The 26,719-nt window shown below is 29.1% G+C and carries 30 protein-coding genes; 14 read left to right on the forward strand and 16 right to left on the reverse strand.

Translation table 11 applies throughout. The annotated features are described in order from the left end of the window. On the reverse strand, positions 1-391 hold a 391-nt coding region (locus tag CAMP18497_RS05335; RefSeq protein WP_337212946.1), incomplete at its 3' end, for a rhomboid family intramembrane serine protease. A gap of 114 nt (positions 392-505) precedes the next feature. Between CAMP18497_RS05335 and CAMP18497_RS05340 the strand changes: the two genes are divergently transcribed. After that, positions 506-916, forward strand: a complete 411-nt coding sequence (locus CAMP18497_RS05340; protein WP_074692021.1) for a PepSY-like domain-containing protein — start codon at positions 506-508, stop codon at positions 914-916. A gap of 4 nt (positions 917-920) precedes the next feature. On the opposite strand, the gene CAMP18497_RS05345 is transcribed toward CAMP18497_RS05340, so the two are convergent. Both CAMP18497_RS05345 and ybeY read right to left on the reverse strand, forming a co-directional pair. Then, positions 921-1,889, reverse strand: a complete 969-nt coding sequence (locus CAMP18497_RS05345) for a DUF3298 and DUF4163 domain-containing protein (RefSeq protein ID WP_337212949.1) — start codon at positions 1,887-1,889, stop codon at positions 921-923. Beyond that, positions 1,890-2,300, reverse strand: a complete 411-nt coding sequence (ybeY, locus tag CAMP18497_RS05350) for an rRNA maturation RNase YbeY (RefSeq protein ID WP_263675504.1) — start codon at positions 2,298-2,300, stop codon at positions 1,890-1,892. A gap of 52 nt (positions 2,301-2,352) precedes the next feature. Here ybeY and queC point away from each other — a divergent pair, with 52 nt between their 5' ends. Both queC and CAMP18497_RS05360 read left to right on the forward strand, forming a co-directional pair. Beyond that, entirely contained in the window at positions 2,353-3,018 is a 666-nt protein-coding gene (gene queC, locus CAMP18497_RS05355) for a 7-cyano-7-deazaguanine synthase QueC (protein ID WP_337212952.1), read from the forward strand. 62 nt (positions 3,019-3,080) lie between these two features. After that, the gene (locus tag CAMP18497_RS05360; protein ID WP_337212954.1) at positions 3,081-3,653 is read left to right on the forward strand and encodes a YceI family protein; all 573 of its coding nucleotides are present in this window, start codon (positions 3,081-3,083) and stop codon (positions 3,651-3,653) included. Between the two features lie 60 nt (positions 3,654-3,713). Here the strand turns inward: CAMP18497_RS05360 and CAMP18497_RS05365 are convergent, their stop codons facing one another. Genes CAMP18497_RS05365 through mobB form a run of 5 tightly spaced genes read right to left on the reverse strand, consistent with a single transcriptional unit; the run spans position 3,714 to position 8,087 of the window. Continuing rightward, positions 3,714-4,655 (reverse strand): hypothetical protein, encoded by a 942-nt coding sequence (locus tag CAMP18497_RS05365; protein WP_337212956.1) that lies wholly within the window; start codon positions 4,653-4,655, stop codon positions 3,714-3,716. Further along, the gene (gene metG / locus CAMP18497_RS05370) at positions 4,656-6,542 is read right to left on the reverse strand and encodes a methionine--tRNA ligase (protein ID WP_337212958.1); all 1,887 of its coding nucleotides are present in this window, start codon (positions 6,540-6,542) and stop codon (positions 4,656-4,658) included. A gap of 13 nt (positions 6,543-6,555) precedes the next feature. Then, complete coding sequence (locus CAMP18497_RS05375) at positions 6,556-6,750, reverse strand: hypothetical protein (protein WP_149062294.1); 195 nt, start codon at positions 6,748-6,750, stop codon at positions 6,556-6,558. Further along, positions 6,750-7,598 carry a class 1 fructose-bisphosphatase gene (locus CAMP18497_RS05380; protein WP_337212960.1) on the reverse strand — a complete coding sequence of 283 codons (849 nt, stop codon included), beginning with the start codon at positions 7,596-7,598 and terminating at the stop codon, positions 6,750-6,752. Before CAMP18497_RS05380 ends, CAMP18497_RS05375 begins: the two co-directional genes overlap by 1 nt. A gap of 9 nt (positions 7,599-7,607) precedes the next feature. After that, entirely contained in the window at positions 7,608-8,087 is a 480-nt protein-coding gene (gene mobB / locus CAMP18497_RS05385) for a molybdopterin-guanine dinucleotide biosynthesis protein B (RefSeq protein WP_220566249.1), read from the reverse strand. An 86-nt stretch (positions 8,088-8,173) separates the two neighbouring features. Between mobB and CAMP18497_RS05390 the strand changes: the two genes are divergently transcribed. After that, positions 8,174-8,668: a hypothetical protein gene (locus CAMP18497_RS05390; protein WP_337212963.1), complete on the forward strand. Its 495-nt coding sequence runs from the start codon at positions 8,174-8,176 to the stop codon at positions 8,666-8,668. Here the strand turns inward: CAMP18497_RS05390 and CAMP18497_RS05395 are convergent. Genes CAMP18497_RS05395 through gltX form a run of 3 tightly spaced genes read right to left on the reverse strand, consistent with a single transcriptional unit; the run spans position 8,556 to position 11,778 of the window. After that, on the reverse strand, positions 8,556-10,193 hold the full coding sequence (locus CAMP18497_RS05395; RefSeq protein ID WP_337212965.1) for a lytic transglycosylase domain-containing protein: 1,638 nt from the start codon (positions 10,191-10,193) through the stop codon (positions 8,556-8,558). The genes CAMP18497_RS05390 and CAMP18497_RS05395 overlap by 113 nt on opposite strands. Next, entirely contained in the window at positions 10,194-10,481 is a 288-nt protein-coding gene (locus CAMP18497_RS05400; RefSeq protein WP_012661430.1) for a YggT family protein, read from the reverse strand. 1 nt (position 10,482) lies between these two features. Continuing rightward, on the reverse strand, positions 10,483-11,778 hold the full coding sequence (gene gltX / locus CAMP18497_RS05405; protein ID WP_337212967.1) for a glutamate--tRNA ligase: 1,296 nt from the start codon (positions 11,776-11,778) through the stop codon (positions 10,483-10,485). A 133-nt stretch (positions 11,779-11,911) separates the two neighbouring features. Here gltX and CAMP18497_RS05410 point away from each other — a divergent pair, with 133 nt between their 5' ends. After that, entirely contained in the window at positions 11,912-12,334 is a 423-nt protein-coding gene (locus CAMP18497_RS05410) for a PepSY-like domain-containing protein (protein WP_337212969.1), read from the forward strand. A gap of 21 nt (positions 12,335-12,355) precedes the next feature. Here CAMP18497_RS05410 and CAMP18497_RS05415 read toward each other — a convergent pair whose 3' ends face one another. The 5 genes from CAMP18497_RS05415 to CAMP18497_RS05435 form a co-directional block, all read right to left on the reverse strand. After that, a complete protein-coding gene (locus tag CAMP18497_RS05415) occupies positions 12,356-12,889 on the reverse strand; it encodes a HyaD/HybD family hydrogenase maturation endopeptidase (RefSeq protein WP_263676787.1) in 534 nt (177 codons plus the stop codon). Continuing rightward, a complete protein-coding gene (gene cybH, locus CAMP18497_RS05420; protein ID WP_263676788.1) occupies positions 12,886-13,578 on the reverse strand; it encodes a Ni/Fe-hydrogenase, b-type cytochrome subunit in 693 nt (230 codons plus the stop codon). Before cybH ends, CAMP18497_RS05415 begins: the two co-directional genes overlap by 4 nt. Positions 13,579-13,593: 15 nt before the next feature. Beyond that, a complete protein-coding gene (locus CAMP18497_RS05425) occupies positions 13,594-15,309 on the reverse strand; it encodes a nickel-dependent hydrogenase large subunit (RefSeq protein ID WP_263676791.1) in 1,716 nt (571 codons plus the stop codon). Between the two features lie 2 nt (positions 15,310-15,311). Continuing rightward, complete coding sequence (locus tag CAMP18497_RS05430; RefSeq protein WP_263676793.1) at positions 15,312-16,451, reverse strand: hydrogenase small subunit; 1,140 nt, start codon at positions 16,449-16,451, stop codon at positions 15,312-15,314. A 161-nt stretch (positions 16,452-16,612) separates the two neighbouring features. Beyond that, positions 16,613-19,186 (reverse strand): ATP-dependent Clp protease ATP-binding subunit, encoded by a 2,574-nt coding sequence (locus tag CAMP18497_RS05435; RefSeq protein ID WP_337212973.1) that lies wholly within the window; start codon positions 19,184-19,186, stop codon positions 16,613-16,615. 206 nt (positions 19,187-19,392) lie between these two features. On the opposite strand from CAMP18497_RS05435, the gene CAMP18497_RS05440 reads away from it, so the two are divergent. From CAMP18497_RS05440 to CAMP18497_RS05480, 9 genes are read left to right on the forward strand one after another with little or no spacing between them, the layout of a single operon-like run. Beyond that, positions 19,393-20,709: a S41 family peptidase gene (locus tag CAMP18497_RS05440; protein WP_337212975.1), complete on the forward strand. Its 1,317-nt coding sequence runs from the start codon at positions 19,393-19,395 to the stop codon at positions 20,707-20,709. Between the two features lies 1 nt (position 20,710). Continuing rightward, positions 20,711-21,424 (forward strand): phosphoribosylaminoimidazolesuccinocarboxamide synthase, encoded by a 714-nt coding sequence (gene purC, locus CAMP18497_RS05445; RefSeq protein WP_337212977.1) that lies wholly within the window; start codon positions 20,711-20,713, stop codon positions 21,422-21,424. 8 nt (positions 21,425-21,432) lie between these two features. Further along, complete coding sequence (purS, locus tag CAMP18497_RS05450; protein WP_039618190.1) at positions 21,433-21,669, forward strand: phosphoribosylformylglycinamidine synthase subunit PurS; 237 nt, start codon at positions 21,433-21,435, stop codon at positions 21,667-21,669. After that, positions 21,666-22,316, forward strand: coding sequence for a phosphoribosylformylglycinamidine synthase I (gene purQ, locus CAMP18497_RS05455; protein ID WP_337212980.1), 651 nt, complete (start codon positions 21,666-21,668; stop codon positions 22,314-22,316). The genes purS and purQ overlap by 4 nt, the downstream gene beginning before the upstream one ends. Continuing rightward, positions 22,310-23,515: a hypothetical protein gene (locus tag CAMP18497_RS05460; protein WP_337212982.1), complete on the forward strand. Its 1,206-nt coding sequence runs from the start codon at positions 22,310-22,312 to the stop codon at positions 23,513-23,515. The genes purQ and CAMP18497_RS05460 overlap by 7 nt, the downstream gene beginning before the upstream one ends. Then, positions 23,493-24,182: a lysophospholipid acyltransferase family protein gene (locus CAMP18497_RS05465; protein WP_337212984.1), complete on the forward strand. Its 690-nt coding sequence runs from the start codon at positions 23,493-23,495 to the stop codon at positions 24,180-24,182. Before CAMP18497_RS05460 ends, CAMP18497_RS05465 begins: the two co-directional genes overlap by 23 nt. Beyond that, positions 24,179-24,547 (forward strand): fluoride efflux transporter CrcB, encoded by a 369-nt coding sequence (gene crcB / locus CAMP18497_RS05470; RefSeq protein ID WP_039668336.1) that lies wholly within the window; start codon positions 24,179-24,181, stop codon positions 24,545-24,547. The genes CAMP18497_RS05465 and crcB overlap by 4 nt, the downstream gene beginning before the upstream one ends. 11 nt (positions 24,548-24,558) lie before the next feature. Beyond that, the gene (gene htpG / locus CAMP18497_RS05475) at positions 24,559-26,388 is read left to right on the forward strand and encodes a molecular chaperone HtpG (RefSeq protein WP_337212987.1); all 1,830 of its coding nucleotides are present in this window, start codon (positions 24,559-24,561) and stop codon (positions 26,386-26,388) included. Continuing rightward, positions 26,385-26,717: a rhodanese-like domain-containing protein gene (locus CAMP18497_RS05480; protein WP_337212989.1), complete on the forward strand. Its 333-nt coding sequence runs from the start codon at positions 26,385-26,387 to the stop codon at positions 26,715-26,717. Before htpG ends, CAMP18497_RS05480 begins: the two co-directional genes overlap by 4 nt. The last annotated feature ends 2 nt before the right edge of the window (positions 26,718-26,719 follow it).

Here is a 26,719-nt window from a genome sequence, read left to right on the forward strand (position 1 = left end):
TTTTATCTAAATATGCATAATATCCCATTAAAACACATATAGCACCACTTGCACCCACTACATTTACAAAACTACCATCAAAACTTAAATACACATAAAAAGCACTAAGTAAAGAACAAAGAATTCCGCCAATTAAATAAAGCAAAGCGAATTTAAAACTTTTTAAGTATTTTTCAAGCATAGAACCAAATTGAAAAAGCACTATCATATTTAAAATCAAATGAGGCCAATTTCCATGCATAAACATTGAGCTTAGAATTTGCCAGTAAAATCCTTGAAAGAAAAATAAATTTAAACCTAAAATAGCATCTAAATTTAAAGATCCAAAATAAAGATAATTAACAAAGACAAATATCACAATATTTAAAGCGATTAAAAAAGAAGCTATCATTGCCCTACTTTGTATTTTTAATAATTATAACAAAAAGCTATTTAAATTCTAGCTTACACATAAAATTCACACTAATAAGATACAATATCGTCAAAAAATAAAATAAGGTTAAAAATGAAAAAACTAGCTTTAGCTTTTTTTATCGCTCTAAATACTCTTAATGCAGGCATAGTCATAGCACCTGATTCTTTACCGGTAAACATCAAACAATTTATTAAAGATTATTTTAATGCAGAAATAGGTCTAGTAGAGCAAGATGGTTATTCTTATGAGATTTATTTAAGCGATGGGAGCGAGATTGAATTTTCACTTAATGGAGAGTTTAAAGAGGCTGAAAATTTTAGATCGCTAAATTATGCGATTTTACCCCTAGCAATACAAAATACTATTAAAAATATCTATCCTAATACAGCAATCATAGAGATAGAAAGAAAAATCTCTTATTATAAAATCAAACTTAATAATCAAATGAAACTTTACATAGATGATAACGGAACGATTTTAAGGCAAAAATTTGATGATTAAAAGCTTATTTGATTTTACTCAAATAAGCTAATTTTGAATTATTTTTCCAAAAAGGTTTTAACTCATCATAACTTATAAAAATTTCAATTACTCCTGTTGAATATGGAGCTATATCATAAGGCTCCCATATCAAAACTAATCCGTTTTTTCTCACTTCAAAAATTTCACTCATTTTAAGCTCTTTAATATCAAATAACTCATTTTCATTATATAAACTTAAAATCTTTTGCTTAATCATATCCTGAAAATCTTCATTTTCTATTTTTAACTCATTTTTCAATCTAAGAAGTTTCATATCATCAATGCTATAAGTTTTTCTTAAAAAATTAGTCATACCATGGGCACCACCTTTATACTCATAAATATTTTTTCCCAAAGAGATAATATGCTCATCTTGATAAAATATATAAGCTTGAGAAAAAAACTCATTATTAGAAATATCTTCTTTATTCCATTTATCAAAACTTTCTTTTGCTTTTTGTTTTAATGAATTTTTATCCAAATTCTCATTAAAATCATCAATAATTTTTTCTAAATTTTTATTTTGACTTGATAGTTTTAATATATCTTCACTAAAATCAAACTCAATATTCTTATTGTCTTCTACTTGTTTTTGTTCTTTAAGTGATAATTGATAAATACTTGCGTTGGATTTATTAGCTAAAAAGCTAAATTCTTTTTTTATACCATCTATTTTACATAGGGCTTCAAATTTATTTTTGTATATATCTTTTAAAACGCAAGTTCCAAAATCTGCTATATCTATATAATACTCATCATTTTTAGCACTACCCCAAAAACTGTATTGTTTTTGTTTTGCTTGGACAAATCCATAACTAGTGTTACTTTTACTAGAGCTATATAGGTAAATATCAAATTCCTTTCCATTTAAAATATTTAAAGTAAATGTATTTTCATTATAAGCATACAAACTCGCACACAAACTTAAGCTAAAAGCAATCTTTTTAAACATTTAATCCCCTTGCACTCTTATAATCAAACTTTTTGGCAATTTAAAATATTCAATCCATTCTTGTTCTTTTTGTCTCATTTGTCCTTGATCTACCTCATGATCATAACCTTGTAAATGAAGCATAGCATGTATAAAAAGCAATGCCATCTCTTCTTCGTTACTATGTTTATATTCCATAGCTTTTTTACTTACTTCATCTAAATTTATCACTATACTTCCAAGTAAATTTTCACAATTTTGCACTAAAGGAAAAGACAAAACATCTGTAGTTTTATCTACTCCCCTTTGATTAAGATTAATTTCATGCATGGTTTTTTCATCTACCAAAACAAGTTCTATATTTTGATCACTCATTTTTTGGGCAATTTTTTCAAGAAAAGAAATATCCATTTCTTCTTCGCAAAAAATCATTATTATCCTTTTGATTTTATAATTTCAAATTATATCAAAATTAAGGAAAAGTATGAAAAAAGCTCTTTGTATTATAAGTGGTGGTATGGATAGTACTTTGTGTGCGTATTTAGCCAAAAAAGAAGGATATGAAATCATTGCTTTACATTTTGATTATAACCAGCGCACCATGTTTAAAGAAAGAGAATGTTTTAATAAAATTTGTGAAAAACTTAATATAAAAACAAAATATATTTTAGATGTTTCATTTATAGCAAATATCGGTGGTAACTCTTTAACGGATTTAAATTTAGAAATTCCCAAAGAAAAACTACACGAAAAAGAAGTTCCAAATACTTATGTTCCTTTTAGAAATGGTATTTTTTTATCCATCGCAGGAGCTATAGCTGAAAAAGAAAAATGCGAAAGTATTTTCATAGGAGTAGTGCAAGAAGATAGCAGTGGTTATCCTGATTGTAGTGCAAATTTCATACAAAAAGCGAGTGAGTTTATCAATGAAGGTACTACAAAAACTTGTAATGTTACAATTAAAACCCCATTAGTTCATCTAAGTAAAGGACAAATAGTTGATTTAGCCTTAAAAGAAAAGGTAGCCTTAGAGCATACTTGGTCTTGCTATGAAAGAGAAGATAAAGCTTGTGGCAAATGTGATAGTTGTTTATTGAGATTAAAAGGCTTTAAAGAAGCTAATGTGAAAGATTTTATAGAATATATTTAAAAATTTACTTTCATTTTATTTTCATTTGTATAATAACCATTTTTAAATATTAAGGAGAAAGCATGAAAAAATTACTACTTGGTTCTTTTTTAGCTGCTTCTATTTTAGCAGGCAATGCTTTAAGTAAAGAATTTAGCTTAGACAAATCACATACAAACGTAGGATTTAAAATCAAACATTTACAAATTAGTAATGTAAATGGAAATTTTAAAGACTATGATGCGGTAATTGATTTTGATAGTGCTAAATTTGAATTTAACAAACTTCAAGCAAATGTAAAAGTTGCTTCTATAAATACTGAAAATAAAGCAAGAGATGCTCATTTACAACAAGATGATTTTTTCAAAGCAAAAACTTACCCAAATATCACTTTTACAATGAGTAAATATGAAAAAATTTCTAATGAAAAAGGTAAGATGTATGGCTCATTAAACATTGCTGGTGTAAGCAAAGATATTGTTTTAGATACTGAAATTGGTGGGGTTATCAAAACAGATAGTGGCAAAGAAAAAGCAGGATTTACTTTGCAAGGACAAATCAAAAGAAGCGATTTTAAATTTGCTCCAGATACCTCTAGTTTGACACTTAGCGATGAAGTACAAATCAACATCGAAGCAGAAATTAACGAAAAATAATTTTAAAAAGCATTTTACTCTAAAGTAAAATGCTAATTTATTACTTGTGAAAATAATATTTTAATCAAATAAACTAATATTTTTTTCTTGAGTAAGAAAGTATTCTAAAAACTCTTCTTTATTTTCTTTAATCAGGCAATATTTAAAGTCAAAAAAATTCTTTAATTCATTTAAATTTGTATAGGAAAAATCACAAAATAATGAATTTCTTAATGCAGTTTTAAAGCCCTTAATATATTGAAGTTTTTGTGCTATAAAATCAAAGTCTTTTTCATTTTCTACAAGTAAAACCACCCTAGAACTACCCCCAAAAGCACAAATTTCATTTTTTGAGTTTAAAAAATAGGCTTTAAAAAGTTCTAATTTTTTATCATTAAAACTAAAGGGTAATTTTTGACTTTCTATAAATTCAATAAAACTAGCAAAAATATCTGCATAAAAAAATGCAAATTTTAAATCTTTAAAATACAAATTTTTACAAAGCAAACTCGTTTGAAATAAAGATTTTGAGCCTAAAATTTCATATTTACAAGCTTTTAAGGTATGAAAATTTGATTTTAATTTTAAAATAAATTTTTCATCATCAGAACAAAAGAAAGTTTTTTCTTTAGAATTTTTTAAAAGATCAAAATCTGATAAAATATTTGAATTTAAGGCTTTAAAATTAAAGGCTTTTGCAAATTTTAATTCTATATGATTGCAATATATAAATTCATAAGATTTTTCTTCGCATAAAAATCTAAAAAGCCTAAAAATAGCTTCTTCAAGATCATCAACTTGAAGATAAAACACATCTTTATCTTCAAGATTTAATTTTTCCTCGCTTACTATAACATAAGCTCCAAGTTTTATAGCAAAACTAGCTTGTTCGTTATTTTTAGCAAAAAATACACTTGCTTGTTTGACTTTGTTTAAATCTATACTAAAATCATAAACACTAGAAGTTGCTCCATAGTTTAAAACTTGGGCATTAACAAGCTCAATAAAATTAGAAATATTCATTTAGCCTATTAAAGCTCCATTTTCGATAAAGCTTTGTGGACTAATTAAAACTAATTTTTCACCTTTTTGGGCACTTAAAATCATACCTTGGCTTTCATGGCCAAAAATTTTAGCTTTTTTTAGATTGGTAATGACACAAACTTGCTTACCTATTAACTCACTAGCTTTATAAAATTTAGCAATACCCGAAAGCACTTGTCTTAGTTCGCCATTTTCAAGTTCAAGTTGAAATTTTAAAAGCTTTTCACTGCCTTCTATATTTTGACAATCTTTTACTAGTGCTACTTTAATTTCAATTTTTTTAAAATCATCAATTTTAATTTGAGGCAAGTTTGACTTCTCTTCTGCTTTTTCTTCTTTTTTGCTTTCTTGAGTTAATTCAACTTTTGGAAATAAAGCTTCACAAGCACTTGATTTTAAATCACATAATTGATTATTTAAAATTAGTTTTTGATAGTTTTCGTTTGAAATTTCAAAATTTAAAGCTTTGGCAATTTTTAAAGCTGTTTTTGGCATAGCAGCTGAAAGTAAAATAGTAACTTTTGTTAAAATATTAGCACATAAAGCCACTAAGGCATTAGCTTTTTGCATTTGATTATTTTTAATTAAATTCCAAGGCTCATACTTACTAATACTTAAATTTGCTAAAGACAAAGCCTTAAAAAGATCTTCTAAATAGCGATTTGGTTGAATATTTTCCAAAGCATTGATCGCATTATCTAAATATTCTTTACATTCGTTTAATTCTTGATTAAAATACAAATTCACATCTTTGCAATCAATAATATTTTGAGAATACTTAGCACTCATACCGATAATTCTATTTAATAAATTTCCAAGCTCATTGCTTAATTCTGCATTTATTCTCGTGATTAATGCTTTTTGTGAAAAATCCCCATCATTGCCAAAAGGAACTTCTCTGAGTAAAAAATATCTAAAAGCTTCTAAACCAAAAGTATCTGCTACTTCTTTAGGTGCTACTACATTGCCTTTAGATTTGCTCATTTTTTCACCATCTTTGGTCCACCAGCCATGCGCTGCTACAAATTTAGGCAAAGGAAGTTCTAAACTCATCAAAAACGCAGGCCAATACACTGCATGAAAACGCAAGATATCCTTACCTACAAAATGAATATGAGCAGGCCAAAGATCCATATTTTTATCATCAAGTCCATAACCCAAAGCACTCACATAATTCATCAAAGCATCAAGCCAAACATACACCACATGTTTTTCATCATTTAGTTCTTTTGGAAGCTTTATACCCCACTCAAAACTCGTTCTTGTAATAGAAAGATCTTTTAAGCCACCTTCTACAAAGTGGATTAATTCATTAGCCTTATTTTTAGGTAAAATCGGCTCTTTTTCTTTATACCATTTAAGAATTTGATCTTGATATTTAGAAAGCTTGAAAAAATAACTTTCTTCTTTTAAAAGCTGTGTTTTTTTACCACAATCTGGACAATGACACTCATTTACAAGCTGAGTTTGGGTAAAATAACTCTCACAAGAAACACAATAAAAGCCTTCATAAGTTCCTTTATAAATATCACCCTTATCAAACATTTTTTTAAATGCTTTTTGTACGCTTAATTTGTGATTTTCATCTGTAGTTCTGATGAAATAATCATAAGAAATCTCAAACTCATCCCAAAGTTTTTTAAATTTAGCACTAATTTCATCTGCATATTCTTTAGGGGTAAAATTTCTAGCACTAGCAGCTTGCTCTATCTTTTGACCATGTTCATCTGTACCTGTTAAAAAGAATGTTTTTTCTCCTTGCAATCGATAAAATCTAGCCAAAGTATCTGCTATAATCGTAGTGTAAGCATGACCTATGTGTGCCACATCATTTACATAATATATCGGAGTAGTAATATAACGCATTTTAAACCTTTAATTAAAAATCAAATCCACCTTCTTTACCTTTAGACATACTCTTATAAACTGCATCAATATACTCTTTTCTTAAAGAGCACTCAAAAATCATAGAGCAAGGTAAACAAGATTTTAAGTTTTTATCATTTTGACAAGCTTGAAGTTCGTTTTTTTTAACTTCCAAAGCTAGTTCAAATTCATCTTTAACTTCAGCCATTAAAGCCCTTTATAAGCTTGTTTTAGTTTTTCAATTTCATATTTTGAACCCAAAAAGCATGGCGTACTTGCATGGATTTTTTCAAATTCTAAATCAAGCAAAGAATCATTTTTTCCATTAGTAGAAAGCCCTCCTGCTTTTTCAAAAATAAAAGCAAAAGGAAATACCTCAAAATATGCTCTTAATTTTCCATTTGGCGCATCGCTTGTTGCAGGATATGAAAATAATCCTCCACCTTTGAGTAAAATTTGGTGCAAATCACTTACCATAGCACCTGAATATCTTAAGCGATATCCTTCATCAAATAAAGCTTTTATAAAAGCTCTATGAGTATTTGACCAATTTTTTTGTGTCCCACCGCTTGCATTTAATTTGCCTTTTTCGTTTAATTTTAAATCCTTAACGAAAACAAATTCATCATTTTCATTTAATCTATAAAGCTTAGGAGTATCTATGCATGCTATAAGCTCTAAGCGCACACCATAAATAGCATAAACTGCTGCTTTTAGATTTTTTGCACTAGCCTTTTGCTCATAAATAGCAAAAATAGAACCTATAGCAAAATTCACATCCACCAAAGATGAACCATCTAAAGGATCATAAGCAACGACGTATTTTTCATTTTCATTGATTAATAATTGCTCTTGCTTTTCCTCGCTAATTAAGCTTTTTATACCTTTGCTTTGCTTTAAAATTCTAGTGATAATCTCATCGCTTTTTACATCAAGTTTTAATTGATTATCTCCGGTTGCATTTTGAGAGGTAGTATAATCAAAATCTTTTAAATATCTAAGTTCTTTTGAAATTTCAATCACTGCTTTTTGTATATCGTTAATTAATTCTTGCATATTTTACCCCTATACTTTTTTTGAATTTTTTAATATAAAATCACAAATACTTTCTAAATCATCCAAATAAAGCCAAGTTAAATTTTTATTTTCGATTTTCTCATAGCTTGCAATAGCTTTAGAATAAGCAAAATAGCTCTCATCTACTTCTTTGCAAAAAACACTAATTCTTGGCATATCTAAGGTTTTTAAGCCCTCTATAAATAAAAAATCAAATTCCCCTAGTTTAGAAATAGCTTCATCTAAAGTACTTGGAGAATGTGTAAATAAAGTTGTCCTTGTAGGACTTAAAACCATTACATCAGCACCGCTTTGAAAAAATTTAAAACTATCTTTTTTTGCTATATCAAAACTTGCTTTATCTTTTGGATCGTGTTTTATAATACATACTTTATAATTTTGCTCCATAAAATATTTAGCAACTTGAGTTATTAAAGTTGTTTTACCTGAATTGGAAGGCCCACTAAAAGCCATTGCTAATCTTTTCATAACTTCCTTAAATCAAAGAAAATAAACAAAATTATATCTTTTTAAAAGTTAAAAGCTTATAATTATAAAAAAATTAGGAATAAAATATGAAAAAAATTTATATGATTATTTTTTTAACACTTATTTTTACTGCATGCTCAAATAAAATCCAAAAACAAAGCGAAATCGATTTAAAAAGCCAAACTCTTATGTACGCACAAAAAATCAATTTTAATTATAAAGATAATAGAGTAGTTGCTTTGTTAAGCTATCTAAATCCTGTATTAGATGAAAAAAGTCAAAAAGAAGTTTTTGTACTTAGTTTTTTACCAAATATCAATATTAAACAAGAACAAATTTCAATACTCATAGATGGAGAAAAAACTAACTTAAAAACCTTAGGTCAAAATGATGAGTTGTTTAAGTATATCATCAAAAGTGATTATGCAAGTTATTACAAAATCACCCTTGATGAGTTGGTGCAAAAACCTATTTTACAACTTGATTTGTGTTTTGAGAATCAGTGTTTTGAGTTAAAGTTTCAAAAAATTTCGAAATCGGTGTATTATCGTTCAGAAGATGCAAATACACAATATAATTAGCTAAAACTTTTTTAGCATACACCCTACTTTCTGCATAAGGAACTAGTTCCATAGATAAAAATGGCTCGTACTTTCCTGCTCTAAACATATCTTCTCTTTTGAGCATTCTAGTGGTAAATCCTATACCTCCATTATAAGCATATGCCACAAATACTGGAGAATTAAGTTTAGATTCTAAGTAATCTAAATGATGATTTGCAAAAGTATAGGCTGTTTTTGGGTCAAAAAGCATATCTTGGTCAAAATTTGGAATTTGTAATTCTTTATTACCTATATGATTAGCTAAAAATGGAATAAATTGCATAATACCCAAAGCATAAGAAGTAGAAATGGCTGTTGGGATAAAACGACTTTCTTGTCTAGCTAAAGCTAAAATCATAGCCTTTCTTTGCGTAGAATAATCTTTTAAATACTCAAAATAAGGCATAATGAAATAGTGTTTTTTAAAACCCTCAGCTCTTTCTTTAATATAAGCATAAATAGCGATATTTTCTTTAGTATAAAAATCTTTTGCAAGCTTTTCTAGCTCATTAGGATTGCCTTTTGCAATTTCTTTTGCAAGTTTTTGCCAAGCAAAAGGATCTTTCATATCAAAATCATTTTTTTGTTTTTTTGGACTTAATTCTTCTATTTTAGGCAAAGGCAAGCCTTTTAACTCTCTTGCATAAAGACTATAAATATTTAAAGAATCACTTTGAGCAAGCTCATCAAGATACTTTTTATCTTGAGTGATTAAATAAATCCAAAAATTTGCATTATCTGCTAAAGGCTTGCTTTTAAAAGTATCTTTTGCTACTTGGAAAAACTCTAGTGCTTTTTTATCATCATTTTCTAAAATAGCATTCACACCTAAGTAAAATGCATTATCTTGAAAAGTTAAATTTGCATCTACATTAACCAAAGATTTTCTTATCAATGGACTTTTTTTCTTAATGATAATTTCTTTTACAAAATTTGTAAATTCTTTTTCTTTTGCTAATTCATCAGCAAAATCTTTTTCTAAGAAAAAATCCTTTTTATCTTTTAAAAAGCCATAAATTTTATAAAAATTTGCACTATCATAATTTAAAATTGCATAACTTAGAGGATCTTTAGCATTAAAAGCTTCTAAAAGCTTTACTAAATTTGGATTATCTTGTGGGATAATTTTTTTCATCTCATTACGCGTTGAAGTATTAAGATCTTGTATAAAAGTTAAACTGTTTAATCTTATAAGCTGACAAGTAGCATTAGCATCTAAGATGTTTTGCGTGTTAAATTTATAACAAGCCTCATATTCTTTATTATATCCCAAAGGTGGAATAATCGTTTCAATAGCATTTTTAATACGCCCTGCATAACGATAAATATGTTCTTTTAAACCTTCAACTTCTTCTTTTTTAAATTCATTTTTTTCTAATAAACGATATAAATAATAATCCTTAGCCAAAGAATTTGGTTTTTGCTCTAATTCTTTATAAGAATACATAGCACTATTTGCAAAAACTACTCCGGCTAAAAGCAATACTACACTTTTTTTCAACACTTATAAACTTCCTAAAATTAAATTTGATAAAAATATTTGAATAAATTTTAATCCTAAAATAATAATTAAAGGTGCTAAATCAATGCTTCCTATAGTAGTAGGAATAAATCTTCTTACAAAAGCATAAGCAGGATTAGTTAAGCGATATAAAATTTGTACTATAGGATTATATGGATCAGGCCTTACCCAAGAAATCAATGCAGCAATGATTATAATCCAAACATAAATTTCAATCACTAAAGAAAAAATTTGCACCAAAGACACAATCAAACTTGTTCCAACTCCCATTTTACTCCTTTATAATTTCTTTAACAAAAGGCTTAATTAAAGTATAAATTTCACTCATTTCAGGTCCGTGAGTAACCCCTGTTAATACTAAACGCAAAGGCATAAAGAAATTTTTACCTTTTAAATTTGTTTTTTCCATCAAAATCTTTTTAAACTCATCATATTCTTGAGGTAAATCCAAATCTTTTAAAACTTCTTTAATCAACTTACACTCATTTTCAAATTCATTATAATTTTTGACTGTAAAAATAGCTTGTATTTTTTCTCTTATCTCATTTAGCGTGCTAGCTTCTTGAGTATAAAATTTTGCAAGCTCCGCTACATCTTTGCCTAAATTTAACAAAGAATTTAATTTATCATTATCAAGCATTTTTATATGCTCACGGTTAATTTGCATTAAACGCTTGGTATCAAATCTAGCAGGAGATTTTGAAACTTTTTTCAAATCAAACCATTCTATGGCTTCTTCTAAAGTAAAAATCTCTTTTGGAGTTTTATTGCCTAAAAGGATTAAATAATTTGCAATAGCACTTGCTAAATATCCATTATCAAGCATCCATTTTACACTAGAATGAGCCTCTCTTTTGCTCATTTTAACACCTTCTTCATTTAAAATGATAGGTAAATGTGCATAAGTCATGCTTTTATCATAACCCAAACTTGCTCTAATATGCTCTTGCTTAGGAGTATTTGAAACATGATCTTCTCCCCTTATAATACAAGTAACGCCTTCTAACATATCATCAACCGCACAAGCAAAATTATAAGTTGGGGTTTTATCCGCTCTCATAATCACAAAACTATCAATATCTTCAGGATTAAAACTAATCTCGCCTTTAATATAATCAGTAAATTGCATTTGTGATTGAGGTTTTTTAAGACGAATTACAAAAGGTTTTTCACAATTTAACACATCAATATCTGCTAATTTTTCACAAGTGCCATCATATCTATATGCTTGATTTTTACTTTTAGCTAATTCTTTTTTATGCGCTAACTCATCCTCAGTACAAAAACAAGCAAAAGCTTTTTTTTCACTTACTAGCTTTAAAGCCATTTGACGATGAAATTTCAAATTCTCACTTTGCACATAATAATGCTGCCAAGTTATACCAAATTCTTTCAAAATAGCTTTTATTTCTTCTTCTTTTCCAGCAATATTTCTAGCATTATCCGTATCTTCAATACGCAAAATAAAATCTGTATTTTCTTGTCTTGCTTTAATATAATTAAACAAAGCTGCTCTTAAATTTCCAATATGCATATCTCCAGTAGGCGATGGTGCAAACCTATACATTGTTTATCCTTTTAAAACTTTTTTATCATTATACAATTAAATACTTGCTATTTATTTTAAAAAAACAAAGTTCACACAAAATTCACTCAATATTTATATGATTTCACAAATAATTCAATTTAAAGGATAAAAAATGAAATTAAAAATAGCTTTAGTGGCATTAACTCTAGCAAGTTGTGTTTTTGCTAAAGATATGGTTGTAGGTGTAAATGCTTTACCGGCAAATTCTAAAAATTTTATACAAAAACATTTTACAGGCTCAAACATTGCTTTAGTTAAACAAGATATTGATAGCTTTGATGTTTATTTAGATAATGGAACTGAACTTGAGTTTTTCATCAATGGAGATTGGAAAGAAATTGATGCAAAATACAGACCTATTGATACTTCTTTTTTAAGTCCAAATGTTTTAGCAACGATTAAAAAAATGCACCCAAATGCAAGTATAATTAAAGTTGAAAAAGAAATTCAAGGTTATAAATTTAAACTAAATAATATGATGGAAATTTATACTGATGTAAATGGAAATTTCTTAGGACAAAAATTTGATGATTAAAAACTAAGCTAAGCTTTTTGCTTAGCTTTTATAAGAATTTAGAGCAAGCTCTTGTATATTATAATTAGCAATTCTCTCATAAGCAAAGCCTTTTTTCTCTAAAAAATCAAGTAAAATTTTCTCCATTTTTTCTAAAGCATTTAAGACTTCTTTTGAAAGTTCAAAACTCAATGGTTCTATGCGTTTTGGCACACAGGCTAAAATTTGAGTTTTAGGCAAATCTCCCATAAGCTCCATATATTGTAAGGTTTGAAGCATCTCAACCTCATGCGCACTACCACTCCAATTAACTTTTTTTGGCATTGCATCATAAGGAAAGAAAAAAATATCTCCGATCTTAGCATCATCTGCTGCAATACAATCAATCACAACCATTTCATCATATTCAGCTATAATATAGCTAAGTTGCAAAGCCAAAGTTCCACCATCTACAAAGCTCACTGAGTCTTTTTCGTGATAAAACTTATAATTTTTTTCTAAAAGTTTGCAAAGATGAACGCCTAAGCCCTCATCTGCAAACATAATATTACCAATGCCTAAAATTAGAAGTTTCAATGATTTTCTCTTACAAATTTATAACCACTAAAGATAGCATCTAAAGCACCATCTTTACCTTTAACTGAGTTAAACACAGCCATATAAATATGCACTGGAACAAAAATCAACACAACCCACATTAAAATTCTATGGTAGGTTCTAACATCAGCTAATCCACCTAGCATTACCTCAATAGGTCTTAAGATATTGTATAAAAATCCACCCAAGCCTTCATGATATACATGCATATAAAGGATTAGACCTGTTAAAATAAGCCCAAACATAACAAGATAAAAGAAAAAATAAGTTGCAAATTGCAAAGGATTGTACACACCTTGTAAATGCGGGTGCTTTCCTAAGAAAATGTAAAATTTAATCTGATCTATCCATAATTTTACATTAAAAATATCTTTGATACTTCTTCTTTCATTTGCACTTTTTGGATCAAAAAAGAACAAATATGTTTTAAAAAGCACACAAGCTATCATGATGAAACCAAAAATTTGGTGCACCATGCGGTATTTTGCCTGCATAAATAAAGTCGGTTCAGATGAAATAGAAGGAGCTTGAAAAACATAAGAAATATAATATCCAGTTCCCACTAAAATCACGATTGCAACCGCTCTTAACCAATGTGTAAAACGAAGGCCGATACTAAATTCGTATTCAGCCTTTCTGTTTGATTTTAAGGAATGTTTAGAATCCATACTAAAGTCCTTTCCTTATAAATTTACATTTACTTTATACTCGCTAAGATTATTGCCTTTAGTATCCATTACATGCACAGCACATGCTATACAAGGATCATAAGAGTGAATAGCTCTTATTACCTCTAAAGGCTGTTTAACATCAGCTAGTTTCATACCGATAAGACATTGCTCATAGCTACCACCTACTCCATTTGCATCTTTTGGACTTGCATTCCAAGTAGAAGGTACTACTGCTTGCCAATTTTCAATTACACCATTTTTAATTCTACACCAATGACTCAACGCACCACGAGGCGCACTTCCCATAAATCTACCTTTGTATTCTTTGTTTTTATCAATTACATAAGTAGCACAAGTACTTTCATCTGTTTTTAAATTTTCAACCAAAGAATTAAATGCTTTTAAACCATGATCAGCAATGATTTTAGCTTCAATTGCTCTAGCACCAGTTCTTCCTAAAGTACTCATAAGTGCTTTAACTGGTAAATTTGTAGCTTTTAAGAATGAATCAACCGCTTCTACTACGATTTTATTACCCTTAGCATAATTAACTAAAATATTTGCTAATGGTCCAACTTGCATAGGTAAATTTTCATATCTTGGAGCTTTAATCCAGCTGTATTTACCTTTGGTATCAAATACCTTACTATGAACCATATTGCCTTTATCATCAATACTTTCACCATCAACTAAGCCTGTATAGTTTGGATTGGTTTTACCATCATAAGGATGTAAAGCTTCATTGTCTGCATACCAAGCTCTTGTAGCCTCTTCAGTGATTTTAGCTTCATCTACTTCTTCAACCTTACTCAAATCACCATTTCTAATAATACCACCTTCAAACAACCACTCATCACTTGAAACTTGGAATTCTCTCTCAGTATAGAAGTTATTTACCCCTACATCATTTAATACGCTTGCTTCTTTAGAGTAAGCTTTTGCTGCCATAATTAAATCCGGATAATAAGCACGATTAATAAAATCAGCTACTTCTTGGAATTTAGTCATATATTCAGCCATTCTTGATGGGTTTAAAAGATCCATAACACAAGTTACACCACCTACTGTTAGGCTTTGTGGATGAGGATTTTTAGCACCAAAAATCGCCATAGCTTGAGCTATTGTTCTTTGAATTCTTAAACATTCTAAATAATGCGAAAGTGCAATAAGGTTTTGCTCAGGAGTAAAGCGATAAGTTGCGTGTCCATAATAAGCATTTGCAAATGGTCCAAGATTTCCTTTATCTACAAAGGTTTTTAGTCTTTGTTGTACTTCTAAAAGTTTATCTGCACCTGTTGCATAAGGCATATCGGTATATTTAAATGCTTCATCACTTGCTTTTTTTACATCAGCACTTAAAGCACTTACAACATCAACAAAATCAAGCCCATGAAGTTGATAAAAATGCACAGGATGATCATGCATATATAAAGCTGCATTCATTAAAGTTCTAGTTAAAACTGCGTTTAATGGTGGAGTAATACCTAAAGCATTTTCCACTGCAATAATCCCTGCTCTATAGTGTGAAAAAGTACAAACACCACAAATTCTTTGAGTTAAAAAGCCCGCATCTCTTGGATCACGACCTTTTACAATAGTTTCTAAACCTCTCCATAGAGTTGATCCTGAATATGCTTCTTTAATGACATTATTTTCATCAACTACCACTTCAACTCTTAAGTGTCCTTCTATTCTAGTAAGTGGATCTATAATAATTCTTTTTGACATTCTTAATCCTTATTCTTTTCTAATGAAGCAATCACAGCATGCGCAGCAACAGCAACACCTGTTACACAAAGCACACCTATACCTATTTTATCTGAAATACTATCAGCACCCAAACCATAAACAGTATCAAATAACCTTCCTGCCATCACTTCTTCAAAAGGTCCCATAGTATCCCAAAAATCCGGTTCAGAACAACCTATACAACCATGTCCAGCTTGTACCGGCCATGAAGTATGTTGATTAAATCTTTCTTTTGAACAGTTATTAAAAGTATAAGGTCCTTTACAACCTACTTTATAAAGACAATATCCTTTTTTCGCTCCCTCATCACCAAATTGTTGCACAAACTCACCCGCATCAAAGCGTCCTCTTCTTTCACAAAGATCATGAATTCTTAAAGCATAAGCCCATTTTGGTCTATTATAAGCATCAAGCGCTGGTAATGTTTGATACAATATATAATGAATCACATTACCTATAATGTTTTTCTCGCTTGGAGGACAACCTGGAACATTAATAACTGTTTTATTTGTAACTTTACTTAAACTCACAGCATTACTTGGATTAGGTCTAGCAGCTTGAATACCACCAAAAGCTGAACAGGTACCTATAGCAAAAATAGCCAAAGCATTATCACAAGCTTGTTGTGCTATTTGTTTTCCTGTTTTACCGTGTGGTCCTATGGTTAAAAAGTTTTCTGTAGCACCTGTTGGTATACCACCTTCTACCATTAAAATATATCTACCTTTATATTTTTCCATAGCAGCTTCAAGATTATGCTCAGCTTGCCAACCTGCTGCACCCATTATAGTTTCATGATATTCTAAAGAAATATGATCAAAAATTAAACTATCAATAGTAGGAGCATCACTTCTTAATAAACTCTCAGAACATCCTGTACATTCAGCCATATGAAGCCAAATCACTGGAAGTCTATCACTAAGCTCAGCAGCTCTTGCAACTACTGGAGCAAAGCTAGCAGGTAGTGCTAAAAATGCAGTCATTGCACTAGCCCATTTCATAAAATCTCTTCTTGAAAAACCTGATTGTTCTAAGGCTTTAGAGATAGAAATCTCATTTTTCAAAAGAGGAAGTTTTTCTAATGCGTCTAAACGGCGATTAAAAATATCTAAATCACTCATTTGTTGTTCCTTAAATAATAGAAATATCATTAAAGATTTTAAAACATTTATTGTTAAGAATAGATAAAAAATAATAATTTTTTAAACAAATATACGAAGTATTTACAATTTAATGCTAATTAGGAGATTTTTACTCTAAAATAAGCAAGTATAATACTTGCTTATTGTTTAATAATGACAATCTCATCATCTTTAGAATCTATAATAATCTCATCATTTTCATTTAATTCATCGGATAATATCATATCACTTAATTTATCTTCTACCATGTCATATAAAGCTCTTTTTAACGGTCTTGCACCAAAATCAACATCAAAACCAATCTTTGTTATTAACCTAGCAGCATTATCACTCAAGCTTGCTTTAATACCTCTATTTTCAAGATTTTTTTGCAAGGTATTAAAAAGTAATTTAACTATTTTTTTAGCTTCACTTTCCCCTAAAGGATTAAAAGTGATAATATCATCTAAACGATTTAAAAACTCAGGTCTAAAAAAGCTTCTAAGAGCTTCCTTGATAGCTTTTTCTCTTTCTTCACCCTTTAATTCCATGATAAAATTTGCACCTATATTAGAGGTTAAGATAATGATAGTATTAGTAAAATCAACTGTTACACCTTTACTATCTGTAGCCCTACCATCATCTAAAATTCCCAAAAGTATATTAAATACATCCTTATGAGCTTTTTCTACTTCATCAAACAAAATCACACTATAAGGCTTTCTTCTAACAGCTTCGGTTAACTCCCCGCCTTCTTCATACCCTATATACCCTGGAGGTGCACCTAAAAGTCTTGATACGCTATGTTTTTCCATAAATTCACTCATATCAAAACGCACCATAGCTTTTTCATCATCAAATAAAAATTTAGCCAAAGCCTTAGCGCTTTCTGTTTTACCTACTCCAGTTGGACCTAAAAATAAAAAGCTTCCTATAGGCTTAGTTGCTTGATTTAGCCCTGCTTTATTACGCTTAATAGCTCTAGCCAAGGCACTTAAAGCCTCATCTTGTCCTACGACGCTTTCTTGTAAATACTCTTGAATGTGTAAATATTTTTGCTTTTCAGAAGTAAGCATTTTTTGCACGCTAATACCTGTCCATTTGCTTAAAATACCTGCTACTAAATCCTCATCTACTTGATTTTTAAGCAAAACTCCTTCTTGGGTCATTTGTTTCCATTTTTCTTCTAAATTTAATACCTCTTTTTCGCACTCTAAAATTTTGCCATATTCTATTTCAGCAGCCTTTTGGAAATCTCCTTTATTTTTAGCCAAAATAGCTTCATTTTTTAAAGTATCGATTTCTTTTTTCTTCGCACTTATGCCATTAAATACTGCTTTTTCATTTTCAAATTTGGCATTAAGTTTGATTTGTTCTTCTTTTAAATTTGCTAGTTCTTTTTTAATTTCTTCTAATCTTTTTTCGTTAGCTTCATTTTCTTCCATTTTTAAAGCTTCATTTTCTACTTCTAAGCTTTCAATTTGCTTTCTAACCTTTCTTAATGAATTTGGCTCACTTTCTATTTGCATTTTTAATTCCGCTGCGGCCTCATCAATTAAATCAATCGCCTTATCAGGTAAAAATCTATTAGCTATATAACGCTTAGATAGCTTTGCAGCTGCTACTAAGGCACTATCATTAATAGTTACATTATGATGAATTTCTAATTTTTCTTTTATACCTCTAAGCATAGCCAAAGCTTCATTTACGCTAGGCTCAGCTACATTTACAGGTTGAAATCTTCTTTGTAAAGCTGCGTCTTTTTCAAAATATTTTCTATATTCTTTTAAGGTTGTAGCACCTATAGTATGAAGCTCACCTCTTGCTAAAGCAGGTTTTAAAATATTTGCCGCATCCATACTTCCTTCATTTGCACCCGCACCTACAATGGTGTGAATTTCATCTATAAATAAAATTATATTTTTATGTTTTATTACTTCATTTACAACAGCTTTTAATCTATCTTCAAATTCACCTCTGTATTTTGCTCCTGCTATTAAAGCACTCATATCCAAAGCTATGACTTTTTTATTTTGCAATGAAGTAGGAACATCTTTTTTTACTATTCTTTGTGCTAAAGCTTCTACTACAGCAGTTTTACCCACTCCTGGCTCACCTAATAAAATAGGATTATTTTTAGTTTTTCTGATTAAAATTTGCATTAATCTTTGAATTTCTTCTTCTCTACCTATAACAGGATCAAGCTCATTGTTTTTAGCTTTCATAGTCAAATCAATACCAAATTTAGACAAAGAATCAAGCGTTTCATCGCTTGTTTTAGTTTCTATTTTAGCTCCAGCTCTAATAAATTCTAATTCTTTTTTAAATTCATTTAAATCTACAAATTTAGATAAAAGTTCTTTAATAACCCCGTTCGTACTTTCTGAAACAAGCCACATATCCACAGCCAAATAGCTATCTTTGTTTTCTAAAGCCAAGCCTTTTGCTTTTTCTAAAGAATTAATAAATTCATTTGAAAATTTAATATTATCTTTATTTACATTTGAGCTAGTAGGAAAAGATGAAATTTTACTTTTTACTTCTAACTCAAATGCCTCTTTAGAAACATTTAATTTATTAAAAACTTGATTTAGCAAACTTGAACTATCAACACTTAAAGCCCATAATAAATGCAAAGGTTTTATTTCACTATTCTTAGAATGAATGGCCAAAGAAATCGCACTTTCTATATTTGAAAGCATAGAATCTGTTAAAAAATCTTGTATATTTGCCATTTTTACTCCTTTTTACTTTTATATGAAGTGTATTATATAGCTTTAGTCTATTATTGTCAAGTTTATTTAGTTATATTTATAAATAATTTTTTATATATACACACTAATATCATAAAAATATTTACTTTATTTACGATTTTTTAAGCAAAAATAACTAAAATTAGATAATTATTTTATGAATTCATATTTATTTTGGAGTTTTTCCTTTGAAGACAAAAAGAAATCTTATTATCGCAGCTAGCATTTGTAGTTTAATAACCGCTTCTTTTATTTTTACTAATTTACAAGCTAAAAACCCCGCTCCTAGTGAAGCAGAAAAGAAAATAGAAGCTTTATCTAAACTCACAAGAACCATGTCCATCATAGAACAATACTATGTTGATGATGTTAATTATACAGATTTGGTTGATAAATCCATAGCAGGTTTGCTAACAAATTTAGATGCTCATTCTTCTTTCTTAGATGAAAAAGGCTATAAAGAACTTAAAGAACAAACTAATGGAGAATTTGGAGGACTTGGCTTTACTATTACGCAAAAAGATGGAGCAATTAGTGTTGTAGCCCCTATAGAAGGAAGCCCAGCAGATAAAGCAGGCATTAAAACTGATGATATTATTTTAAGAATTAATAACGAATCAACCTTAGGTATGACTTTAAATGAAGCTGTTTCTAAAATGCGTGGAGAACCTAAGACAAAGGTTACTCTAACTATCTATAGAAAAGGCGATGCAAAACCATTTGATGTCAATTTAAAAAGAGATATTATAAAAGTAGATAGTGTTTATACAAAACTAATCGAAAATGAAAACTTGCTTTATTTAAGAGTGACTAATTTTGATAAAAATGTCGTAGATGAAGCTAGTAAAGCAATCAAAAAATATTCTAATGTAAAAGGAATTATACTAGATCTTAGAACCAACCCAGGTGGCATTTTAAATCAAGCTGTAGGTTTAGTAAATCTTTTTGTAGATAAAGGAGTAATTGTCTCACAAAAAGGAAAAATAGAAAGTGAGAATGTAGAATTTAAAGCAAACCCTAGTAAAAAAATCACCAACGCGCCTTTAGTAGTACTTGTAAATGGTGGTAGTGCGAGTGCAAGTGAGATTGTAAGCGGGGCTTTACAAGATTTTAAACGCGCTATTATAGTGGGTGAAAAAACCTTTGGAAAAGGTAGCGTACAACTTATATTACCTATGGATGAAAAAGGTAAAGAAGGCTTAAGACTTACTATAGCAAAATATTATTTACCAAGTGGTAGAACCATACAAGCTGTCGGGGTTAGTCCTGATATAGAAGTATTCCCAGGAAAAGTAAGTAAAGAAGAAAATCATGGCTTTGAAATCAAAGAAAGTGATCTAAAAAAACACTTACAAGCTGAACTAGATAAAATCGGACATCAAGAAAAGAAAAAAGACAATAAAGAAGATAAAAATATCATCACCAAAGAACAAATTAATAATGATATACAGCTAAAAACAGCAATTGATGCAATCAAAATTTTAAACATCACAAAAGGAGAGTAAAATGGCAACAAAACTAAACCTTTTATATGAGGGAAAAGGTAAAAAAATGTTTAAAACTGATGATGAGAATTTACTCATCACAGAATTTAAAGATGATTTAACTGCTTTTAATGCAGAGAAAAAAGGTAACGAAGCGGGAAAAGGTGCATTAAATTGTAAAATTAGTACTGAAATTTTTCATCTTTTAGAAAAAGAAGGTATCAAAACACATCTAGTAGAAACTATCAGCGATAAAGAACAAATTGTTAAAAAATGTGATATTATACCCATTGAAGTTATTACTAGAAATGTAGCTACAGGATCTTTGACAAAAAGATTAGGCATTAAAGAAGGCACAATTTTACCTTTTGCTGTAGTTGAGTTTTGTTATAAAAATGATGATTTGGGCGATCCTATTATCAATGATGAGCATTGCTTGATTTTAAATTTAGTAAAAAGTGAAAAAGATTTAGAGCTAATCAAAAAAACTGCAAGACATATCAATTCTATCTTAGTCAAATTCTTTGAATCTAAAGGTTTAAGATTAATTGATTTTAAATTAGAATTTGGTATTGATAGTGAAGGAAATATGATCTTAGCTGATGAGATTAGTCCTGATAGTTGTAGATTTTGGGATAGTAAAACTAATGAAAAATTAGACAAAGACCGCTTTAGACAAGACTTAGGCAATGTAAAAATGGCTTATGAAGAAGTATTAAAAAGAATTTTAAGTTAGGAAAAATAATGAAAGTAACCGTAAACATCACACTAAAAAATGGGGTTTTAGATCCTCAAGGCAAAGCCATAGAAAAGGCTTTGCATTCTTTAGATTTTAATAATATTGCAAATGTTAAAACCTCAAAACAAATTAGCTTTGATATAGCTTGTGATGATAAAGAAGAAGCTTTAAAACAAGTTGATTTAATGTGTAAAGAATTACTTGCAAATACTGTGATAGAAGATTATGAGATAATATTATGAAAGTAGCTATTATTCGTTTTCCTGGAACTAATTGTGAGTTTGATACAACTTATGCTTTTGAAAAACTAGGCGTAAAAACTGAAATCATTTGGCATGAAAGACAAGATTTTAGTGCAGATTTAATCGTTTTACCAGGTGGATTTTCTTATGGAGATTATTTAAGATGCGCAGCTATTGCAAAACTTGCTCCTGCTATGAAAACACTTAAAGAACATGTACAAAAAGGTGGATATGTCCTAGGTATTTGCAATGGTTTTCAAATTTTATTAGAACTTGGTCTTTTAAAGGGAGCTATGAAACATAATAATAGCTTAAGTTTTATTTCTAAAATACAAGCATTGCAAGTAGTATCAAACAATAATGCTTTTTTGAAAAATTTCCAAAAAAATGACATTATAGAATTACCTATTGCTCACGGAGAAGGAAATTATTTTAATAGCGAAGATGGTATTAAAATGCTAGAAGATAAAGATATGATTTTATTAAAATATATCAATAATCCAAATGGCTCTTTAAACAATATAGCTGGAATTTGTGATGAGAATAAAAAAGTCTTTGGACTTATGCCACACCCTGAAAGAATGTGTGATGATATACTTGGCTCAAAAGTAGGACTTAAAATGCTTGAAGGATTTTTAAATTGCTAAAAACCTTCAAAGTTTTTTGTATTTTTTTGCTAGCACTTAATTTATATGCTCAAGAAAACAGTGTTTTTGAAGATTACAACACCTTAGAAAAAAACTACAATCAACTAGACGATCAAGCTAAACAAATTTATCAAACTATCGCTCCAAGCGATGAGAGTAATTATGAAAGTAAAATCAATGATGAAAATTTTATTCCTCAAGGTTCTTTGGTATTAAATGCAAAAGAATACACTGATGAAGCTTATATAGATGAAGCTTTTGCTATAGATCTTGAGGTTATCACCACAACTAATGTAAGTTTTGATTTAAATGTGAGCTTTGAAAAAAATGACGATATGCTTTGGATTAATCCTAATCCTATTTGGGAGCAAAAGGCTAATTCATATCATACAAAATTATGGTTTGAAGCAAAAAGTTTAAATGCCAATTTAAATAAAATCATCGTTTCTTTAAGCAGAAATGATCATATTTTTCAAAGCTCATCAATAATTATAAAACCTATTAGACTTAAAAAAATCGACGCTCCTTCTAACAAATACTCACACATAGTTGCAAGTAATTTAGAAGTAAAACAAGTAAAAGCAAGCCATTTTGATAATGATAATATGATTTTATTTATAGAACTTGCAGGAGAAAACACAAACCTAGCAAGTTTTAATATAAAAGATATTCAAAAACAAGGTGTAGAGGCTATTAAAGGCGATTTTGAAAAACAAAGTGGATTTTATTATGCTATTTTAGATAAAAGCAAAACGCGTTTTGATTTTTCTTATTTTAATTTAAATTCTAAAGAACTAAAAGATTTTTCCTTAAAAATAGAACTTAAAGAAGATAGTATAAGCACACAAAGTGATTTAAATCCAAAAACTAATGATTTTAATTTTTACAAACAAGTGTTTTTGTGGAGCTTGTGTGGTATTTTTGCTTTATGGTTTGTATTTAAGAAAAGCTACGTAGCTTTAGGTTTAGCAATTTTGGCTCTAATAGCAAGTTTTTTAGCCCAAAATAACATATATAAAGCTATATTAAAAGCTGAAAGTAAAGTACAAATTTTACCAACTCTAAACTCAACTCATTTTTATTCTGGAAAATATAAACAAGAAGTAGAAGTGCTAGATTCAAGAGATGAATATAAAAAAATTTTATTTAATAATGGAAAAATAGGCTGGGTGAAAAGTGAAGATTTATCAAAGATTTAAAGCTTTAATATTTTGGATTGAATTTATTTTATCTATTATATTTTTATGTATTGCTTTTTTATTATTGCAATCACAAGAAAAAATTTGGAAAATCAGAAAAGCATGGTCAAAACTACAAAAATATATAATAAATTATAAAATTCAAACCCAAGGATCTATACATCCTCAAGCTAATTTACTTTTAATCAATCACCAAAGCTTGTTAGATATAGTTGTTTTGGAAGATTTATGCCCAAAAAATATATCTTGGATAGCAAAAAAAGAACTTGGTGAACTCCCCGTTTTTAAAAATTTGATTAAAAAGCCTAAAATTATTTGTATAGATAGAAGTCCAAAGGGTCTAGTAAAACTTTTAAAAGAGGCTAAAGAAAGACTAAAAGAAGATAGAATTTTGGCTATTTTCCCAGAAGGTACAAGATCTAAAACACAAAAACTTTTAAAATTTAAAGTTGGAGCTAAAATTTTAAGTGAAAAACTTAATCTAAAAGTCCAACCTGTGGTAATTGTTGATTCAGCTAAAATTTTAGACACACAAAACTTTAGTGCAAAGAGTGGTGTTTTAAAAGTAGTATTTCTTGATCTTGTTGATACAAGTAAAGATGATTGGCTTGATCAAACTAGAGAAAAAATGCAAACAATCTTAGATAACGAAAGGTCAAAAGCTTGATTAGTACGGTTTTGGCTGTAGGTTTTGGTGGCTTTTTAGGGGCTATATCTAGAATGCTTACTAGTAGCTTTTTTAATAAAATCATTCCACATGATTTTCCCTATGGCACTTTACTTGTTAATATCATAGGATCTTTTTTAATGGGCTTGTTTTTTTCTTATGCAAACTCCAAAGGCGTGCATATTTTTACTAAAAGTTTAATTAGCACGGGTTTTTTAAGTGCTTTTACGACTTTTTCAACTTTTTCTTATGAAAATTTGCTATTTTTGCAAAGTGGTGATTATTTTCACTTTTTTCTAAATATTATTTTAAATGTTATCCTTTGTCTTTTGGCAGTATGGATTGGTTTTTTAATTTTTAAATAAAGGAGATATAAATGCAATTTCAAACTGAAGTTAATCAACTTTTACAACTTATGATTCATTCTTTGTATTCAAACAAAGAAATTTTTTTAAGAGAGCTTATTTCTAATGCAAGCGACGCACTTGACAAACTTAGTTATTTAAGCGTGAGTGATGATGCTTATAAAAATTTAAAATTTGAACCAAAAATTCAAATCAACTTCAATCAAGAAGCAAAAACCCTAACCATAAGCGATAATGGTATAGGTATGAATAAAGAAGATTTGATCAATCATCTTGGAACCATTGCCAAAAGTGGTACAAAAAGCTTTTTAGAAAATTTAAGTGGTGATGCCAAAAAAGACTCTCAACTTATAGGACAATTTGGTGTAGGCTTTTACTCTGCTTTTATGGTGGCTTCTAAAATAGAAGTTTTAAGCAAAAAGGCATTAGATGATAAAGCTTATCTTTGGACTTCTGATGCAAGTGGTTATGAAATAGAAGATGCAAATAAAGATGAGCAAGGCACTTGCATAACCTTACATTTAAAAGATGAAGAATTTTTAAACTCATACCGCATTGAAAGTATAGTAGAAAAATACTCAAATCACATACAATTTCCTATTTTTATGGAAAAAGAAGAGTATTTACCACTAGAAGAAGGCGAAAAAGAACCTAAAAAAGAATTAAAAAACACTCAAATTAACACAGCAAGTGCTTTATGGAGACAAAATAAAGCAAGTTTAAAAGCTGAAGATTATGAAAGATTTTATGAACAAAACTTTCATGATTCAAACAAACCTATGCTTTATATCCACACAAAAGCTGAAGGTTCTATAGAGTATAATTCTTTATTCTTTATACCTGCACAAGCTCCATTTGATTTATATAGAGTAGATTATAAAAGTGGTTTAAAACTTTATGTAAAAAGAGTTTTTATCAGCGATGATGATAAAGAATTATTACCAACTTATTTAAGATTTGTACGCGGGATTATTGATGTAGAAGATTTACCGCTTAATGTTAGTCGTGAGATCTTGCAAGAAAATAAAATCTTAAAAAGCGTTCAAGAAGCAAGTGTTAAAAAAATCCTAGCAGAACTTAAAAAATTCAAAGAAAAAGATAAAGAAAACTATCTTAAATTCCATGAGAATTTTGGAAAAGTTTTAAAAGAAGGTTTATATGGTTTTGGCGAAAATAAAGACGCTATAGCTAAGCTTTTATACTTTAAAAACTCAAATAAAGAAGAATTAATTGATCTTGAAGAGTATAAACAAAACTTAGCTGAAGGACAAAATGAAATTTTTTATATCAGCGGAAAAAATGAAAAACTTTTAAGAAATTCTCCATTACTTGAAAGCTATAAACAAAAAAATATCAATGTTTTATTACTTGATGAGGAAATTGATACCATAGTTATGCCTATGATGAATGAATTTGAAGGTTTAAAATTTAGCGCTATCAATCATCTAGCTAGTGAAGAAACTAGCGAAGAACAAAAGGCTGAATTTGCAAGCTTACTCATCAAAATAAAAGAAGTTTTAAAAGATGAAGTTGAAGAGGTAAAACTTAGTCAAAGACTTTCAAATAGTCCAAGTTGTATTGTTTATGATCAAAATAAACCTGATTTTGCTATGCAACAAATTCTTAAACAAATGGGGCAAGAACAGCAAGTTAAACCTATACTTGAAATCAATCCTAATCATGAAATTTTAAAAGCCTTAAAAGAAAATGATATCTTAGCTAATGAAATGGCACATATTCTTTTAAATATGGCTAAGCTTAGTGAAGGTATGGGTATAGATAACCCTAGCGAATTTAACAATGCTTTAAGTAAAATCGTTTCCAAGGCTTTAGAAAAATGAAAAATATAGCTATTTCTAAAGATGTTTTACACGAATTTTGCATTATAGATGTAAGAACCCCAAGCGAATGGAAAAGCGGGGTTATAAAAGAAGCTTTACTCATCGCACTTTGCGATGATAATGGCTTTATGAATGAAAACTTCATCCAAGAGTTTAAAGAAAAAGTAGATTATCAAAATAAAAACATAGCCTTTATATGTGCTACAGGCTCAAGAAGCAAACATACTGCTGTGATGATAGAAGATGCTCTAGGTATAGAATGTACTAATTTAGATGGTGGCATGGTAGCACTTTTATCACAAGGTTATGAAGCAACAAAAGAAGGTTGATC

The organism is Campylobacter sp. W0066.1 (genome assembly GCF_024723635.1).
GTDB lineage: Bacteria > Campylobacterota > Campylobacteria > Campylobacterales > Campylobacteraceae > Campylobacter_D > Campylobacter_D lari_C.